Annotated in this window: 19 protein-coding genes; 7 read left to right on the top strand and 12 right to left on the bottom strand. The window is 58.5% G+C overall.

The window, feature by feature from the left end:
• Positions 1–18 precede the first annotated feature (18 nt).
• From ACR3E0_RS05725 to ACR3E0_RS05715, 3 genes are all read left to right on the top strand, one after another.
• The gene (locus ACR3E0_RS05725) at positions 19–1,617 is read left to right on the top strand and encodes a phosphoenolpyruvate carboxykinase (protein WP_480477012.1); all 1,599 of its coding nucleotides are present in this window, start codon (positions 19–21) and stop codon (positions 1,615–1,617) included.
• A gap of 351 nt (positions 1,618–1,968) precedes the next feature.
• A complete protein-coding gene (locus tag ACR3E0_RS05720) occupies positions 1,969–2,259 on the top strand; it encodes a hypothetical protein (protein ID WP_480477010.1) in 291 nt (96 codons plus the stop codon).
• A gap of 33 nt (positions 2,260–2,292) precedes the next feature.
• Positions 2,293–2,835, top strand: coding sequence for a hypothetical protein (locus ACR3E0_RS05715; RefSeq protein ID WP_480477008.1), 543 nt, complete (start codon positions 2,293–2,295; stop codon positions 2,833–2,835).
• A gap of 4 nt (positions 2,836–2,839) precedes the next feature.
• Here the strand turns inward: ACR3E0_RS05715 and ACR3E0_RS05710 are convergent, their stop codons facing one another.
• On the bottom strand, positions 2,840–3,604 hold the full coding sequence (locus tag ACR3E0_RS05710) for a sulfite exporter TauE/SafE family protein (protein ID WP_480477006.1): 765 nt from the start codon (positions 3,602–3,604) through the stop codon (positions 2,840–2,842).
• Positions 3,605–3,748: 144 nt separating this feature from the next.
• On the opposite strand from ACR3E0_RS05710, the gene ACR3E0_RS05705 reads away from it, so the two are divergent.
• On the top strand, positions 3,749–5,440 hold the full coding sequence (locus ACR3E0_RS05705) for an acyl-CoA dehydrogenase family protein (protein WP_480477004.1): 1,692 nt from the start codon (positions 3,749–3,751) through the stop codon (positions 5,438–5,440).
• Positions 5,441–5,566: 126 nt separating this feature from the next.
• On the opposite strand, the gene ACR3E0_RS05700 is transcribed toward ACR3E0_RS05705, so the two are convergent.
• Complete coding sequence (locus ACR3E0_RS05700) at positions 5,567–6,781, bottom strand: hypothetical protein (RefSeq protein WP_480477002.1); 1,215 nt, start codon at positions 6,779–6,781, stop codon at positions 5,567–5,569.
• Positions 6,782–7,033: 252 nt separating this feature from the next.
• Between ACR3E0_RS05700 and ACR3E0_RS05695 the strand changes: the two genes are divergently transcribed.
• Positions 7,034–7,426: an META domain-containing protein gene (locus tag ACR3E0_RS05695; RefSeq protein ID WP_480477000.1), complete on the top strand. Its 393-nt coding sequence runs from the start codon at positions 7,034–7,036 to the stop codon at positions 7,424–7,426.
• Here the strand turns inward: ACR3E0_RS05695 and recO are convergent.
• Complete coding sequence (recO, locus tag ACR3E0_RS05690; protein WP_480476998.1) at positions 7,410–8,135, bottom strand: DNA repair protein RecO; 726 nt, start codon at positions 8,133–8,135, stop codon at positions 7,410–7,412. The two genes, ACR3E0_RS05695 and recO, sit on opposite strands and share 17 nt — an antisense overlap.
• Before the next feature lie 275 nt (positions 8,136–8,410).
• On the opposite strand from recO, the gene ACR3E0_RS05685 reads away from it, so the two are divergent.
• Both ACR3E0_RS05685 and ACR3E0_RS05680 read left to right on the top strand, forming a co-directional pair.
• Positions 8,411–9,238: a class II glutamine amidotransferase gene (locus ACR3E0_RS05685; RefSeq protein WP_480476996.1), complete on the top strand. Its 828-nt coding sequence runs from the start codon at positions 8,411–8,413 to the stop codon at positions 9,236–9,238.
• 143 nt (positions 9,239–9,381) lie between these two features.
• Positions 9,382–9,687, top strand: coding sequence for a hypothetical protein (locus tag ACR3E0_RS05680; protein ID WP_480476994.1), 306 nt, complete (start codon positions 9,382–9,384; stop codon positions 9,685–9,687).
• A 2-nt stretch (positions 9,688–9,689) separates the two neighbouring features.
• Here the strand turns inward: ACR3E0_RS05680 and ACR3E0_RS05675 are convergent, their stop codons facing one another.
• The 9 genes from ACR3E0_RS05675 to ACR3E0_RS05635 form a co-directional block, all read right to left on the bottom strand.
• A complete protein-coding gene (locus ACR3E0_RS05675) occupies positions 9,690–10,019 on the bottom strand; it encodes a DUF1491 family protein (RefSeq protein WP_480476992.1) in 330 nt (109 codons plus the stop codon).
• Positions 10,016–10,924, bottom strand: a complete 909-nt coding sequence (era, locus tag ACR3E0_RS05670; RefSeq protein ID WP_480476990.1) for a GTPase Era — start codon at positions 10,922–10,924, stop codon at positions 10,016–10,018. The genes ACR3E0_RS05675 and era overlap by 4 nt, the downstream gene beginning before the upstream one ends.
• An 82-nt stretch (positions 10,925–11,006) precedes the next feature.
• The gene (rnc, locus tag ACR3E0_RS05665) at positions 11,007–11,684 is read right to left on the bottom strand and encodes a ribonuclease III (protein WP_480476988.1); all 678 of its coding nucleotides are present in this window, start codon (positions 11,682–11,684) and stop codon (positions 11,007–11,009) included.
• Positions 11,681–12,520 (bottom strand): signal peptidase I, encoded by an 840-nt coding sequence (lepB, locus tag ACR3E0_RS05660; RefSeq protein WP_480476986.1) that lies wholly within the window; start codon positions 12,518–12,520, stop codon positions 11,681–11,683. Before lepB ends, rnc begins: the two co-directional genes overlap by 4 nt.
• A 57-nt stretch (positions 12,521–12,577) precedes the next feature.
• The gene (gene acpS / locus ACR3E0_RS05655) at positions 12,578–12,997 is read right to left on the bottom strand and encodes a holo-ACP synthase (protein WP_480476984.1); all 420 of its coding nucleotides are present in this window, start codon (positions 12,995–12,997) and stop codon (positions 12,578–12,580) included.
• 193 nt (positions 12,998–13,190) lie between these two features.
• Positions 13,191–13,814 carry a LysE family translocator gene (locus ACR3E0_RS05650; RefSeq protein ID WP_480476982.1) on the bottom strand — a complete coding sequence of 208 codons (624 nt, stop codon included), beginning with the start codon at positions 13,812–13,814 and terminating at the stop codon, positions 13,191–13,193.
• Positions 13,811–14,431 carry a LysE family translocator gene (locus ACR3E0_RS05645; RefSeq protein WP_480476980.1) on the bottom strand — a complete coding sequence of 207 codons (621 nt, stop codon included), beginning with the start codon at positions 14,429–14,431 and terminating at the stop codon, positions 13,811–13,813. Before ACR3E0_RS05645 ends, ACR3E0_RS05650 begins: the two co-directional genes overlap by 4 nt.
• Positions 14,428–15,174: a pyridoxine 5'-phosphate synthase gene (locus ACR3E0_RS05640; protein WP_480476978.1), complete on the bottom strand. Its 747-nt coding sequence runs from the start codon at positions 15,172–15,174 to the stop codon at positions 14,428–14,430. The genes ACR3E0_RS05645 and ACR3E0_RS05640 overlap by 4 nt, the downstream gene beginning before the upstream one ends.
• On the bottom strand, positions 15,167–15,865 hold the full coding sequence (locus ACR3E0_RS05635; protein ID WP_480476976.1) for a DUF2062 domain-containing protein: 699 nt from the start codon (positions 15,863–15,865) through the stop codon (positions 15,167–15,169). Before ACR3E0_RS05635 ends, ACR3E0_RS05640 begins: the two co-directional genes overlap by 8 nt.
• Positions 15,866–15,872 lie beyond the last annotated feature (7 nt).

Below are 15,872 nucleotides of genomic sequence, written 5' to 3'. Positions count from 1 at the left end.
CCACAGGAGAAGACACACATGACATCTGGACGGGTTAACCCGCAATTCCGCCTCGAGGATCAGGGCATCGAGGGTCTGGGCAATGTCTATTACAACTTCATGGAACCGGCGCTGATCGAAGAGGCGCTGAAGCGGGGCGAAGGTACGCTTGGCAATGGCGGGGCGTTTCTTGTCTCGACCGGCAAGTTCACAGGTCGGTCGCCCAAGGACAAACATGTTGTCAAAACCGACAGCGTTGCCGACAGCATCTGGTGGGAAAACAACGCCGCGATGAGCCCGGAAGGGTTTGACTCACTTTACCAAGACATGTTGGCCCATATGAAGGGCCGCGACTACTTTGTGCAGGATCTCGTTGGCGGGGCAGACCCAGCCTATTCGATCAATGTGCGCATGGTTACCGAACTGGCCTGGCACAACCTGTTCATCCGCCATCTGCTGCGCCGCCCCGATCGTGAGGATCTGGACGACTTCACCGCAGACTTCACCGTCATCAACTGCCCAAGCTTTCAGGCTGATCCCAAAAAGCACGGCTGCCGGAGCGAGACGGTGATTGCACTGAATTTCGACCGCAAGCTGATCCTGATCGGCGGCACCGAATATGCCGGAGAAAACAAGAAATCCGTCTTTACGCTGCTGAATTACATGCTGCCGGAAAAAGGCGTTATGCCGATGCACTGCTCGGCCAACCACGCTGTGGGCAACCCGGTTGATACCGCCGTTTTCTTCGGCCTGTCCGGCACCGGCAAGACCACCCTGTCCGCCGACCCGGCACGTGTGCTGATCGGAGATGACGAACATGGCTGGTCGGATCGCGGCACATTCAACTTTGAAGGCGGCTGTTATGCCAAGACCATCAACCTGAACGCCGAGGCGGAACCGGAAATCTACGCAACCACCTCCAAGTTCGCGACCGTCATCGAAAACATGGTGTTCGATCCCGAAACCAAAGAGCTGGATTTCGACGACGACTCGCTGACCGCGAACATGCGATGCGCCTACCCGCTGGAGTACATTTCAAACGCATCCAAATCGGCATTGGGTGGACATCCTAAGAACATCATCATGCTGACCTGCGACGCGTTTGGCGTACTACCTCCGATCGCGCGGCTGACACCGGCACAGGCGATGTATCACTTCCTGTCAGGCTTCACCTCCAAGGTTGCCGGGACCGAACGCGGCGTGACGGAGCCACAGCCGACCTTCTCAACCTGCTTCGGCGCGCCTTTCATGCCGCGCCGCCCCGAAGCGTATGGTAACCTCTTGCGCAACAAGATCGCCCAGCACGGCGCGACCTGCTGGCTGGTCAACACGGGCTGGACCGGCGGCGCCTACGGTGTCGGAAGCCGGATGCCGATCAAGGCCACCCGTGCCCTGCTGACGGCCGCGCTGGAAGGATCCCTTGCCGACGCGGAATTCCGCAAGGATGCAAATTTTGGGTTTGATGTGCCGGTATCCGTCCCCGGGGTTCCCGAAGTTCTGCTGGATCCGCGTCGCACCTGGGATGATCAGGCCGCCTTCGACAAGCAGGCGGAAAAACTTGTCCAGATGTTTGCCGAAAACTTTGAGCAATATGTGCCGTTCATCGACGAGGACATCAAAGCCGTGGCAATCGGTTAACCCGGACAAGGGGCGGGCGCGCACTCCGCCCTCCCAACCAATGCTCATCTTATAGTTGTGAATCTGAAATTGCATATACAAATACATTGTTCCAAGAGTGCAGTTGCGGTAATTATGCGCACTATTGGAACGAAAATGCCCGGCGCTGACGCACCGGGCTGAAACTGAAAAGGCTTTTTGGCAGCTCATGCGCGGACACTCACACCAGCGATTTAAACTGCCTAATCAACAAAATAGTCTAAGCAGATGGGGAAAAGTGTCAATATGTTACATGCTGAACCGACCAGCGTTCAGCATAGTTCATATGGTTACTGCCCTGCAGACTCGGGCAAAAAAACCGATGGGGATCTGATGACCGAAATCTCGAAACTTACTGAACTGCGTAAATTGATGCAGAGCATGGAACGCACACTGGGGCTGGAAACACTCTCTCCGGTTGAGCGTGACATTTACTATGCGGCCGAGGAACTGTCCAAAGCCGATCAGGAAGTACGCACCTTTGGGCTGATCGAGCATACGCTGGTCCAAAGCGTCTCGCGCCCGACATTCTTCCGCGCCCTGAAATCGCTGGTTGAGAAAGGGTACCTTTCACAAAGCGGCAGCGCCAACCGGGGACGGTATGTCGTAAATGCCCCAAGGTAGCGCAGCGGCCCTGCACATGGGCAGCTGACTCCTGTGCGCAAGTGGGCCACTGAAACTTTCTTTGCCTCTTTGGCCTATTTGGGTGCATCGTTCCTGACGTTTCAGGTTCTGATGCCGCTTCAGAACGTTTTTTTTCCTGAATATCTCAGCCGTGCCAGTTTGCTGTTTCTGCCCCATGGCGTTCGTGTCCTGGCCGCCTGGTTGCTGGGATGGCGGGCCATCTTTGCCCTTTTGCCCGGCGTATTTCTGTCGTTTGCCTTTGTAGCCGGCTCCGATGTCTTTCTACCAAGCCGCCTGGCGGCCATCGTCATCGCGGTCACAACGGTGCCTGCCGTGTTTTACTTGTGCAAATGGTTGGGGTGGGACCTGTTCCCCCGATCTGACCGCAAACCCTGCTGGAGCTGTGTGATGGGTGTGGGGGTCATAACCTCGGTCCTGGTTTCCGGCCTGACCAACCTGGCGTTTGGTAGCCCAACGGCGGAATACATCGCGTTTCTGATCGGTGATATCTCTGGCTTGTTCTTTTTGATGCTCATTTTGTACTTTGCGTTCCGGTTCATCGACGGCCGTCACTGAGCAATCAATAAAACAATCCACGCCGCAACAGGTTCAGCCCCGCCACCAGCAGAACCAGCAGCGTCACCTTGCGAAAACTGGCCTGATCAATTCGCGATTGCAGTTGCAACCCAACCCACATGCCCAACAGGGCCGGTGCAATCAGAAAAGCGGAAAATGGCGCGGTATCAGCGCGCAGGATACCTGACCCCAAATGCGCTGCCGTTAATGCCACCGCACCCAACCCGTAGATCACGCCCTGCACCCGCATCTGATCCGCTTTGGACGTGTTCAGAGCGGTCAGATACATCACCGTCGGCGGCCCCCAAACCCCGGACATGCCACCGACAAACCCGGCCACCGACCCGATGCCTGCCTCAATCTTCGCCGAACGCTTCATCAGTGTCAGTCTGGTTCCCAAGACCTGGATCAGGGCAAAGAAAGTCACCGGAGCACCAATCATCAACAGAAAGGTCGAGGCCGGGACGAGGCTGACGAGCTGCGCACCGGCCAGCAGAAACACCAGCCCAACCGTCAGAAAAACCTTGAACTGCCGGATTGAGGACACAGCCGCAGACAGTCCTTCCCGCAGAGCCTGAACACCGTTTGTCACCAGAGTGGGCAGGATCAGCCCCGCCAGCGCCACATCAGGAGGAAGGAACATGCTCAGCCCGGACACCAAAATCATGGGCATGGCGAACCCGACCATGCCTTTGATCCAGCCAGCGAGGAAGGCAATTGCTGCAGAGAGAAACAAGTCCTGTACAGAAAATATTGAAAACAGTGTCATGATCCGTTGATATCACCCTGAGTTTTCTCTGCACTGCAAAACTAATCCGGTAACATTTGAACTTTTCCGATATGCAATTCGTATTTTTGTTGCGCTGCATGTGCAGCATGATATGACCGGACGACCCAGAGAAGGACGTGAATCATGGCCCATGACGGACAGGATGTGACCCAGATGACAACAGCTGCGATATTGCCCGACCTTCTGACGCTGACCCGCGCGGCTGTTCCGGCCGTAGAAGCTGTGTTCGAACGGGCCCGCGATGCGGTTCGCGGAATGGTCACGTCCGACGGCAAAGTCTCTGGCGCATTGATCGAGGCGCACCAGACAGCGGCGCACGGGTTCGCCTGGTTGGCCACATACTGCCAGTCTCTGCAGCAAATGCAGCGTTGGGCTGAGGCGCTGGAGGCCGGCGGCAAATTCGGCGAAATGGAACAGCTGTTGCACCAGATCGCATTCGGCGAATACCTGCATCAGGTCGCAGGCGGTATCCCGATGAACCAGGGTGAAGTCGTCCGCCTGCAGGATCTGGGTCTGGGCTGGGACGCCCTGTCCGGGTTCCAGTGCACCGAGGTGCAGACGCTGATGGCGCAGGCCAATTCTCAGGCCGCGCGCACGCGTCTGGTTGACCTGATGCAGGACCAGTCCGGTGCCACGATGTTTGGGGCATCCGGTCTGGACGAAGAGCTCGAGATGATCCGGGACCAGTTCCGCCGCTATGCTCAGGAAAAGGTCGAACCCTATGCGCATGATTGGCACCTTAAGGATGAACTGATCCCGATCGAGGTCATCGAAGAGCTGGCAGAGATGGGTGTTTTCGGCCTCACGATCCCGGAAGAATTTGGCGGTTTTGGTCTGTCCAAAGCCTCGATGTGCGTCGTCTCCGAAGAACTGTCGCGCGGGTACATCGGTGTCGGTTCACTGGGCACCCGGTCCGAGATCGCAGCCGAACTGATCATTGCGGGCGGCACGGATGAGCAAAAGGCCAACTGGCTGCCGAAACTGGCCAGCGCCGAGATTCTGCCCACGGCGGTGTTCACCGAACCCAATACGGGCTCTGATCTGGGCAGTCTGCGCACGCGTGCGGTCAAGGACGAAAACGGTGATTATCAGATCACCGGGAACAAGACCTGGATCACGCACGCGGCCCGTACTCATGTCATGACCCTGCTGGCGCGGACCAATCCGGAGTCAACGGACCACCGTGGTCTCTCGATGTTTCTGGCTGAAAAGACACCCGGCACCGATGATGATCCCTTCCCCACCCCGGGCATGACCGGCGGTGAGATTGAGGTGCTCGGCTACCGCGGCATGAAGGAGTACGAGCTGGGTTTTGACGGCTTTCACGTGAAGGGTGAGAACCTTTTGGGCGGTGAAGAGGGCAAAGGTTTCAAGCAACTGATGGAAACCTTCGAATCCGCGCGCATCCAGACTGCCGCTCGTGCCATCGGCGTTGCGCAGAGCGCGCTCGACATCGCCATGCAATACGCGCAGGACCGCAAGCAGTTTGGCAAGTCGCTGATCAATTTCCCGCGCGTGTCCGGCAAGCTGGCTATGATGGCGGTCGAGATCATGATCGCGCGGCAACTGACCTATTTCTCTGCCTGGGAAAAAGACCACGGTCAGCGCTGCGACCTTGAGGCCGGGATGGCCAAGCTGCTGGGTGCCCGTGTGGCCTGGGCTGCCGCCGACAACGGGTTGCAGATCCACGGCGGCAACGGCTTTGCGCTGGAATACAAGATCAGCAGGGTGCTGTGCGACGCGCGCATCCTGAACATTTTCGAAGGGGCTGCCGAAATTCAGGCACAGGTCATTGCACGGCGTTTGCTGGGCTGACCCGAAACGGCACCCCTGTTTCCTAAACTGACCCGGCCCTTGCGCCGGGTCTTTTCTTGCAGCGCACAGTTTGCACCTGTCCGACCTCTACACGTGTCCGGATCGTACGAAACCCCGCGTGTCGACCTAGTTGGCCTGCCCGCATTCCGCGATCCGCCTGGTTACGACCGGCAGCATCCGGTCAGCCACTAGCTTTGATCCTTCTGGCGTCAGATGGGTATAGTCGACATACAGCGTTTTATCCCGATGTTCCGGTGCCGCGATCTCTCCGATGTCGGTGAAGGGTATTCCGGCTTGCTGAAACAGCGCAGGGAATTCAGGACGCGCGCGTTTCATAAGATCTTCCCGTCCGGGGATGTACCTGTCGCGGGTGATCCGGGCAATTTCGCGGTCCGTCTCACTCAGATGTACCGTGTCCTCAAATACGACTTCGGGCTGCAGGAAGACGTGATAGCAAAAGCCGTGATAGTCGCCGAAGGTCTCGATCAGCTTGTAGTTCCGCAGGAAACCGACACGCGCGGTTTCCTCAAGTTCAGCGGAGAAGTCACGCTCAAGCGCGGTGACATCGCCATAGGTGTTATAGGGTGGCGCTTCATAGCGGTCGTACAGGCCTTGCGTGAGCTTTGAGACCAGCTTGAACGTGTAGGAATGGTCGGCAAAATACCGCATGAATGCGTAGGTCGCGAAGAAAGGTTTACGTTCGTTCAGGGCGTCCACCATGCGCGCAGAAGAATAGCCGTAGCTCTGGATCGGGTTAGAAACCCCCACATTGTAGAAATCATTGTGCCCGTCCAGAAACACGATCATGTCCGGCTCGTATTCATACAACGTTTCATAGAGGTACAGCACGTGATGGAAGCTGTGATAGGCCGCGACACCGGCATTGATGACTTCTATTGTGACCCCCGGCATCTCGGCCTGCAGTTGGTCGCGCAAACCCTGTTCCAAAAAATGTGAGACGGTTTCCTGATTGGTCAGGGTTGGATGCTCGGGGTAGACGCTGCCTTGTGACCCGATGGCATATGCGGTCGAGCCTCCCATCAAAAAGATACGATACGTATCCTCTGGCTTTGGTAGGGTAACATCTGTGTCCCGACGAAGGCCCTGATCCGAGTGGATGCGCTGACCGCCCGTGTCGAACTCGCGACTATAGTCCGGGTTCAGCTGATGCCCGCGTATCGAGGAATAAAGGTGGCGTTCGGCTTTGTTTCCAAGCGCGTTATCAAACAAATGCACGACGGCGACATAGGACAGCAACTCGATCAGAAGGGCCAGAAAGATTGCGTAGATCAGGATCATGACTATCTTGACGAAACGCCGCGGCTGTACGTCTTTGTTCATGTCGTCACTTTGTGCCACAGAAACTCTCCACTAAAAAACCACCGCAAACCCAAGCGCATACTAAATACAACGCCCCGTCAAAGGAACAAATGATCAACAGTATAGACCCTGCACAATCGCGCTGCCACTATGTCGATTTACGATCAGCGGTCAACTATCTGGCTGGATTGACAACGCTGTTTCCAACGTTCGCTTGACCGTCCACCGCCTACCGGCCTAAACGCGGTGTTTTGACGATCAGGAAACCCATCTATGCTGCGACTTGCTCTGATCCTGCCCCTGCTGGGCCTGCTTCAATGTGATCGAGATGAAACTGTGGCTGCCTATGGAGCTGCCGATCACGTCTGGTCCCTTCAGGAAATAAACACCTTGCCCTTTTCCGCCAGGGCAACCCTACAGATTCCGACGGCGGGAGAGATCGCCGGGTCTGCGCCGTGTAACACCTATACCGGCACCATGAGCGCGCCTTACCCGTGGTTCGACATCGGTGATCTGGTTGCCACGCGTCGCGCCTGTGAGGCGCTTGAAGCTGAAGGGTTCTATTTTGCCGCCCTTTTGGCAATGACGCAGGCCGAGGTATCGGGGGACGTTCTGATCCTGCGCAACGAAGACGGGCACGAAATGGTGTTCACAGCCGCCGAGTGACGTGTTCGACAAACCGGGCGCGCGCATCCGGCAAAGGCGTGTGCCCCAGCGATGGCGCGACGCGGTGCTCAAGAAAGAAACCTGTTGTTTGAAGTCCGGATGCAATTTCGATATCCGGTGCCGCTCCTTCACCGCGCAAGCAGGGCGGCAACGGCAACAACTTGTCCGCCCATTCGCCGGCGCCAGCAGCACTGACAGCGCGACCTGATTTTGGCGAGACATAGATCAGCCCCTCAGTCGCGCCGGTAACAGCGCAGCGGCTGAGGTCGAGACCAAAGCCCATCTCCTCCAACAGGGCCAGCTCCCAGCGCAAATATCCCAGCGGCCAGACCTCATCCTGTCCCAGCAAATCCATCAGTTGCTCGGTCCGCCGGTAGATCGCCGGGTGCGGTTCGCGCTCCGGCAAGCAGAAAGTCAAAAGCGACACCACCGCATTCAGCCCGGCCAGCGCCAACCGCCCAGAGAATGCCGCCGCCGCGCGCGACCGCAGAGGTTCCACCTGAAATGTACCGAGATGTTCCTCCAGCCGCGCCCGCCAGAGAACATCCAGCTGCGCACCGGGCTGCAGGATGGGCGCGATCTTGCGGCTGGTTCCTCCACGCACGACACCCGCATGGCGGCCATGGGCCTCGGTAAAGACCTCTATAATCGCCGCTGTTTCGCCATGGCGACGGGTGCTCAGGAGTATGCCGTGATCGCGCCAGTCCAAAGGGGCTCCGGTAATGGCTGGTGGTGTTCGCCCAACAGACCGCAAAGGGTTCGCACTCGCAAGGGGTTCGGTTCTCGCGTTTCTGGTTTACAGGCAACCAACCGTGGCGGGACGGCATTCTATCGTGTCGGGCGCCTCAAGGGTTTGAACGAAAACTGGGGTGTATGGTGATCATTTGATAGAATATTAAAGCCATTCCTCGAGTAATATGTGACTTTTTCTCACGACAGAAATGGTATTGATACCTGAGTTTCAAGCGCACTGGGGTAGGTCCGATGTGTCGATTTTTGGCATGGGTTGGGGTAAAACGTTATCTGGACGATCTTATCATGCATCAGGAGCAGTCGCTTGTGGAACAGAGCCGCAATGCTCTGATCGGAAAGACACCGATTAATGCTGACGGTTTTGGGCTGGCTTGGTATTCAGACCGGACGAACCCTTGTTTTTACAAGGACACAAACCCGGCCTGGTCGGACGCCAATCTGAGGCAGCTGACGCATCATACCCAATCCGGTCTGTTTCTGGCGCATGTTCGAGCGTCTACAGGCACAGCGACGTCCCGCAACAATTGCCACCCCTTTGGCTGCGGGCGCTGGAGCTTCATGCATAACGGCCAGGCCGGAGGGCACGAGCGCATCCGTCAGGAACTGGATGGGATGATTCCCCCGAACCTCTACAACCATCGGCTGGGAGCCACGGAAAGCGAGGCCATCTTTCTGATTGCGCATGGCGAGGGACTGGACAGTGATCCAATCGGGGCCATGCAGCGGGCGGTTGAACGGGTTGAAACCCTCTCCCGACGCAAGGGGGCCTTGCCTTACCTGCGTTTTGCCGCGTGCTGGTCGGACGGTCAACGGTTGTTTGCGGCCCGGTATGCGTCGGACCGGTTCGCCCCCAGCCTCCACTATCGACCCTGCGAAGATGGAATCATCATCTCTTCTGAGCCACTTGATGCGAACAGTGGAGAGTGGATCGAAATCCCGGCCAACACGGCGATAGAAACAGAAGGGGATGGGATTGAGGTGCACAGGTTTGCCCCGATCACTGAGGTTCATTCCGCCCATGTTACGGACCTGCCCCCAGAGCAGGCGGTCATACAGTAGCAGTTTTCGTGCCGTTGCTCGGCAAATCAGTTGATGAATTCTGATGCGCACCTTCCACCGCTGGTAGGCGCCGCTGTGCCACGTACTTGACAATATCCTGATTTGAGTCACTAATTAACAAAACCGTTAAATTGGAGACTCTCGTGCGCGGCATTACGATCACCTACTCGTACGATGGTAGCGAACCCGAGTGGCTGGCCACAGTCAGAACTTTCATGGCCGCCATCGACAACGATCCCGTCATCGCCGGGAAATTCACCTATCAGGTTGCTGTTGCCGACGACGGTGTATCGCGTTTCCACTGGGGTCGCTGGGACAGCGCCGAAACGCTGGCCCATGTTCAATCGCAGCCCTATTTTAAAGAGTTCGCAGGCAAAATCCGCGAGTTCTCCGGTGGATCACCTGAAGCAACCGGGCACGATATCCTGGCAAAAACCGCAGGCTGGTAAAGTTACTCCAACCCGTCTTCGTCCAGCAAATGCCGCCCTTGGCGGTCCTCGACCTCGACCACCCAGAGGTCGGGGTCAAAGCCGCGTTGGCGGGTGATAGCAGTGTCCACATCCGCCTCGGGACCGCTGGCGAGTTCAATCCACTTACGTTCGCCGCTCATCAGATCGAAGCTGCGCTGGAATGCAACCGCCAGACCGTCCAGCGTATTGAGCTTGACCAGCACCGCGCCAGCCGTGTCGTCGCCATGAGTCACGACAAAGGCCGGGATTTCCTGAAACCGCAACCGCGCCAGATACGCGTGCACCCAGAACTCGGCCGTCAGGCGCGTCATGCGTTGCCGTCTTTGAAGTCCAGACCCATTTCCGAATAGCGCTCGGAGTCTTCCAACCAGTTGGGGCGGACCTTGACCTGCAGGAACAGGTGGATTTTGCGGTCCAGGAACTCTTCTAACTCGACCCGCGCGGCCTGGCTGACGGCCTTGATGGTTTCGCCCCGTTTGCCCAGCACGATGCCCTTGTGACCGTCGCGCATGACATAAATGACCTGGTCGATCTTGGCTGATCCATCCTTGCGCTCTTCCCAGTTCTCGGTCTCGACGGTTAGCTGATAGGGCAGTTCCTGATGCAGGCGCAGGGTTAGCTTCTCGCGCGTCGTCTCAGCCGCGATCATGCGCAGGGGCAGGTCAGCAATTTGATCCTCGGGGTAAAGCCACGGGCCTTCGGGCAGTTCCGAAGCCAGCCATTTGCGGAGATCGTCAACGCCATGGCCTTTTTCGGCTGAGATCATGAAGGTCTCGGCAAAGGGATAACGCGCGTTCAGGTCGCTGGTTAGGATCAACAGTTTCTCCGAGGGCACCTTGTCGATCTTGTTGATGGCGAGCGCGATGGTACGGCCCTGCCCGATCTCTTCCAGACCTTCGAGGATGCGTTCGACCCCTTCGGTGATGCCTCGATGGGCCTCGACCATCAGGACCACGATATCGGCATCAGCGGCCCCGCCCCACGCGGCAGCGACCATGGCGCGATCCAGACGGCGGCGGGGTTTGAACAGGCCGGGCGTGTCGACAAAAACCAATTGCGCGTCGCCCTCCATCGCCACGCCGCGAATGCGGGCGCGGGTGGTTTGCACCTTGTGCGTCACGATCGAGACCTTGGCCCCGACCATGCGGTTCAGCAGGGTCGATTTCCCTGCGTTGGGCTCTCCGATCAGAGCAATAAATCCGGCACGTGTGGTCATGTATGAAGCGATCCTGATTGCAGGTGGGCATCCCTATAGCAGAACGGAACCTTCGGCCAGAGGGATTTGCAGGGCGTCTAAGCTATGCGAGTTTCGCCAGCAACATCTTGGCCGCCGCCTGTTCCGCCTGTCGTTTTGATCCTGCCGTCGCCTGTTCCTCGGTGCCGTCCTGCAACCGAGCGGCGATGGTGAAGACAGGAGCGTGATCCGGGCCGCTGCGCGAAACCTCGACATAGCTGGGCGGCCTTTGGCCACGGGCCTGGGCCCACTCCTGCAAAGCGGTTTTGGCGTCTCGGGCGTCCGCCTCGACGGTGTGGATGCGATCGCCCCAGAGGGCCAGAATCACGTCGCGCGCGGCCTCGAAACCGGCATCGCGATAGATGGCGGCGATCACCGCCTCCATCGCGTCACCCAACAAGGCCTGCTTGCGGCGCCCGCCCGACAGCATCTCGGACCGACCCAGTTTCAGGACCGCGCCCAGATCAATCTGCAGGGCGACATCGGCGCAGGCCTCTTTGCGCACAAGCGCATTGAAACGCGGGGCAAGTTGCCCTTCGGAAGCTTCTTTGTCGGCCTCAAGCAGGGCAGTCGCCATGACCAGGCCGAGCACACGGTCGCCGAGAAACTCCAACCGCTGATTGTCGGGTCGCGTGGGCGAAGATACCGATCCGTGGGTCAGGGCGCGCACCAGCAGCCCGGGATTGGAGAACTCATACCCCAACCGTTTTTGGAACGCCTTTATCTCGGCCGATAGCTTCAATTGACCGCCTTGAAGTAGCGATCACTGCGCCAGGTCCAGAAGAACAGCATCGAACGACCTGAGGACGAGAACATGATCCGGTCGGCGCGGCCGATCAGGTTTTCGTAAGGCACGTATCCAACACCACCGGCGGACTGCGGCAAGCGGCTGTCAGCCGAGTTGTCGCGGTTGTCACCCATGAAGAAATAGTGGCCTTGGGGCACTGTGTAGATGCCGGTATTGTCCGAGCCCTGATTGCCGATATTGACCACCTCGTATGAAACACCATTTGGCAGCGTCTCGATGAAGCGGGACTTTTCGCAGGCACCGCCGATCCCGACAGGACCGTTTTCACAGCGTGGACGCAGGCGTTGCGGGCCCTGCGGTGCGGCGATTTCCGTAAAGACGCCATCGGGGGTTTGCGGCACTTGTGTGCCGTTCAGGATGATCACGCCCTCACGCACCTGAACGCGGTCTCCCGGCATGCCGATCAGACGCTTGATATAGTCACGCCCTGTGACGGGGTGGCGGAAGACGATGACGTCGCCCCGCTCGGGCTCGCTCCCCAGGATACGGGTGTTGTCTTCGCCCTGAATCCAGCCGCAGATATCCTCGGCGTCGATGTTCAGGCCGACGCTTGGAAAGATCAAGCTGGGGCATGAGGCATAGGAATAGCCGTAGGACATCTTGTTGACGAAGAGGAAGTCGCCGATCAGGAGCGTGGGTTTCATTGAACCGGACGGAATCCAGAAGGGCTGAAAGAACAGGGTGCGGAAAACGCCCGCGATCAGCAGGGCATAAACGATAGTTTTGATCGTCTCCCAAACGGCGTTTCCGGTCTTGGCGTCCTCGGCCATTCTGCTCTCCAGTCCTTACGTTATCGGGGTGCTACATGCGGGGCGTATGGGGGCAAGTCAAGGCCGGGCGGACCCATCGTGAAGCGGACGCGCCTCGATCACTACGAAAGCCTGCGCCCAAGGGTGATCGTCAGTCAGGGTCACATGGATAATCGCCTCGTGCCCTTCGGGGGTCATTTCCTTAAGCCGTTCGGCGGCCCAGCCGGTCACATGCATCACGGGCTGTCCGCTGCGCAGATTGGTGACGGCCATGTCCTTCCAGGCGATCCCCATGCGAAGACCGGTGCCCAATGCCTTGGAACAGGCCTCCTTCGCGGCCCAGCGCTTGGCATAGGTCCCGGCCGTGTCGTGGCGGCGTTCCGCCTTGCGCTGTTCGATATCGGTGAACACACGGTTGCGGAACCGGTCGCCGAAACGATCGAGCGTGCCCTGAATGCGATCAATATTCGCGAGATCTGTTCCGACACCGAGGATCATCTGTTTCTTTTACCGCCCAAAAAAGCCGGCTTTATCGCCGCCGCGTGCCACAGGGTTGCACGGCACAGGAAAAATGAGACTGCCGACCAAAACAGCAATGTCGCATTTCGCCGAGTGACTTCCATGAAATCAGCCCGGTCCCGGTACTGAATTCTGTAAAGAAAAACATGTAGATCGGTCATCCAAATGCCTCTCACGACAATCGCACCGTCAGGATCTTGTAGCTCGCCAATCCAAAGAACCCGGCAAAGGCAAAGTCAAACACCCGGCGGGTGCGGCGGTAGGTGCGCACCATGCGTTCCGAAGAGAACAGGAAGGCATAGCCGATGAAAATCAGCAAAGAGCCAGCGTAGAGCAAGGCAAAATAGCCCAGCAACATCGCAAGGCCAGCGTCATTTGGCGCGACGATGGCGTAGATCGACCCCCAACTCAGGATTGCTTTGGGGTTGGTCAGGTGGATGGCCGCTCCTTTGGCAAAAATCGTGGGCAGTGACCCTGTTACCGGTTTGCCCAGCACGACCTCATCCGACGTCATCGCGCGGCGCAGGGCCTTGAACGCCAGCCAGCTCAGATAGGCCACGCCGATATAGCGGATCACCTCGAACACCCAGACATTGGCCAGCATGATGGCCGACAGTCCCAGGGCCGCGGCGATGCCCCACGCGGCCGAGCCAGCGCAGATGCCCAGCGCAAAGGCCAGGCCCGCGGTGCGGCCTTCGTTCATTGCAGTGCCCGCAATGCCCATCGTTGCAGGGCCCGGAGAGCCCCCGGCCATCAGCCAGGCGATCCAGATTGCTATGAAACCAGACGTGATCATCGTGCAAAAGCCGATCTGATGAGGCCTAAACCGGCAATAGCGAACAATCCGGCGACCACCCCGTCGATCCAGCGGCGGAACCTGCGGTATCCGGCCATCATACCGCTGACCGAAAACAACATCGAATAGAGGAAGTTGTTGAGGAACCCTGCCGCAATGCAGACCAGGGTCGCAATGGCGACGGACAGCAAACCGTCATCCGGGCCGAGGCCAACCGACAAGGCCGCCATCCACGCGATAACCGATTTCGGGTTGGACATGTTCAGTATCAGCCCGCGCCAAAACCACTTGCCCGTGGCAGGCACAGATACCGTGCCTGTGTCAGGCCGCAACGCGGAGCGCCCGGATTGCCACGCCAGCCACAGCAAGTAGAGGCCACCCAACACCTTGAGCACCATCAGCATATAAAGCGAGCTTTGCAACACCGCGCCCATGCCGCTGGCGGCAATCAGACCCCAGAACACCAGTCCGCAGGACAACCCCAGACCGTAAACGAGGCTGATTTTGCGCCCATTGCTCATCGCCACTGCCGCGTTGGAGATATTGGCGGGTCCGGGCGAGACCGCGACGATGAAAAAGGCAAGGGCCGTGACAGCAAGGGATGCCAGGTCAATCATGACCGTGCCTCGTCCATAAGGCGGCGCATTTCGGTGATCGCGGGGGTGAGGCCCAGAAAGATCGCCTCACCAATCAGAAAGTGGCCGATATTCAGTTCGCGCACTTCGGGGAAGGCGGCGACCGGCTTCACCGTGTCATAGGTGAGGCCGTGGCCCGCGTGCACTTCGAGCCCCAGGGAATACCCATAGGCTGACATCTCACGCAGGGCCTCCAACTCGCGTTCGGCCTCGTCCATATTGCCTTCGGCAAACGCGTCACAATACGCACCAGTGTGCAATTCAATGACTTCGGCGCCAATGCGATGGGCGGCATCGATCTGCCGCTGATCGGCAGCGATGAAAATCGAGACACGGCAGCCGACCTCGCGCAGGGGCGCGATGAAATGCGCCAGCTTGTTTTCTTCGCGCGCAACTTCAAGCCCGCCTTCGGTGGTGCGTTCCTCGCGCTTTTCAGGAACGATACAGACGGCGTGCGGCTTGTGGCGCAAGGCGATTTTCTGCATTTCCTCCGTGGCGGCCATCTCAAAGTTCAGCGGCACCGACAAGACGTCCATCAAACCGTCAATATCCGCGTCCGAGATGTGACGGCGATCCTCGCGCAAATGCGCTGTAATCCCGTCAGCCCCGGCCTCCTCGGCCAGTTTCGCGGCGCGCAGCGGATCCGGATACGCGCCGCCGCGTGCATTGCGGACCGTGGCCACGTGGTCGATGTTCACGCCCAGACGCAAGGGATTGTCAGACATCACTGGATTCCTTTTTCCGATCTTGGCCTGAGCCTAGTGGCATTGCATGGGAAACGTCAGCCGTTTCTTCGGCCAAGCGTTTGATTTCTTCGAACTTCGCCTTGATCCTGGCGCGGCGCCGCTGCTGATAGGTGCGGATCAGCGGAAGGCTGAGATAGCCGCAGACCACCCCGGCCACGATCCCCGGAATGACACCGCCCACCAGATACGGAAAGAACACGTCGTCATAGAACCGGCTGAGCCCATGCCAATCGGCGACCCGGTCGGTGAACATGGCAAAGAAGTTGTTTTTCAGATCGCCAATCGCATCGGCGAACTTGCCCATCAGACCGTGGGTGTCGCCCTTGCGGAATCTCGTACCCAGCAGGAAATGCCCGGTCTGAAGACTGACCACACCAATGGGCACATAGGTCAGCGGATTGCCGAAGAACGTACCGCTGAGAGCGGCCAGCAAGTTGCCGTTGATCAGCCGCGACAGGACAGCGGCGACGACAAAATGCATGCCGTAAAACGGTGTAAACGCGGCGAAAACACCAGCCCCGATCCCGCGCGCGATCCGCTCAGGCGAATCCGGAATTCGCCGCACCCGGTGTTTGACGTAGAGAAACGCGCGGGTCCAACCTCCCCGCGGATAGACGAATTCCGAAGCGATCTGGACAGGAGAGCGTCGGTCTCGGCGCTTGAAAACCACTCCTGAT

Source organism: Ruegeria sp. AJ12 (assembly GCF_056536245.1).
The sequence above is the reverse complement of the archived record's forward strand: the minus strand, read 5'-3'. Positions and strand labels throughout refer to the sequence as shown.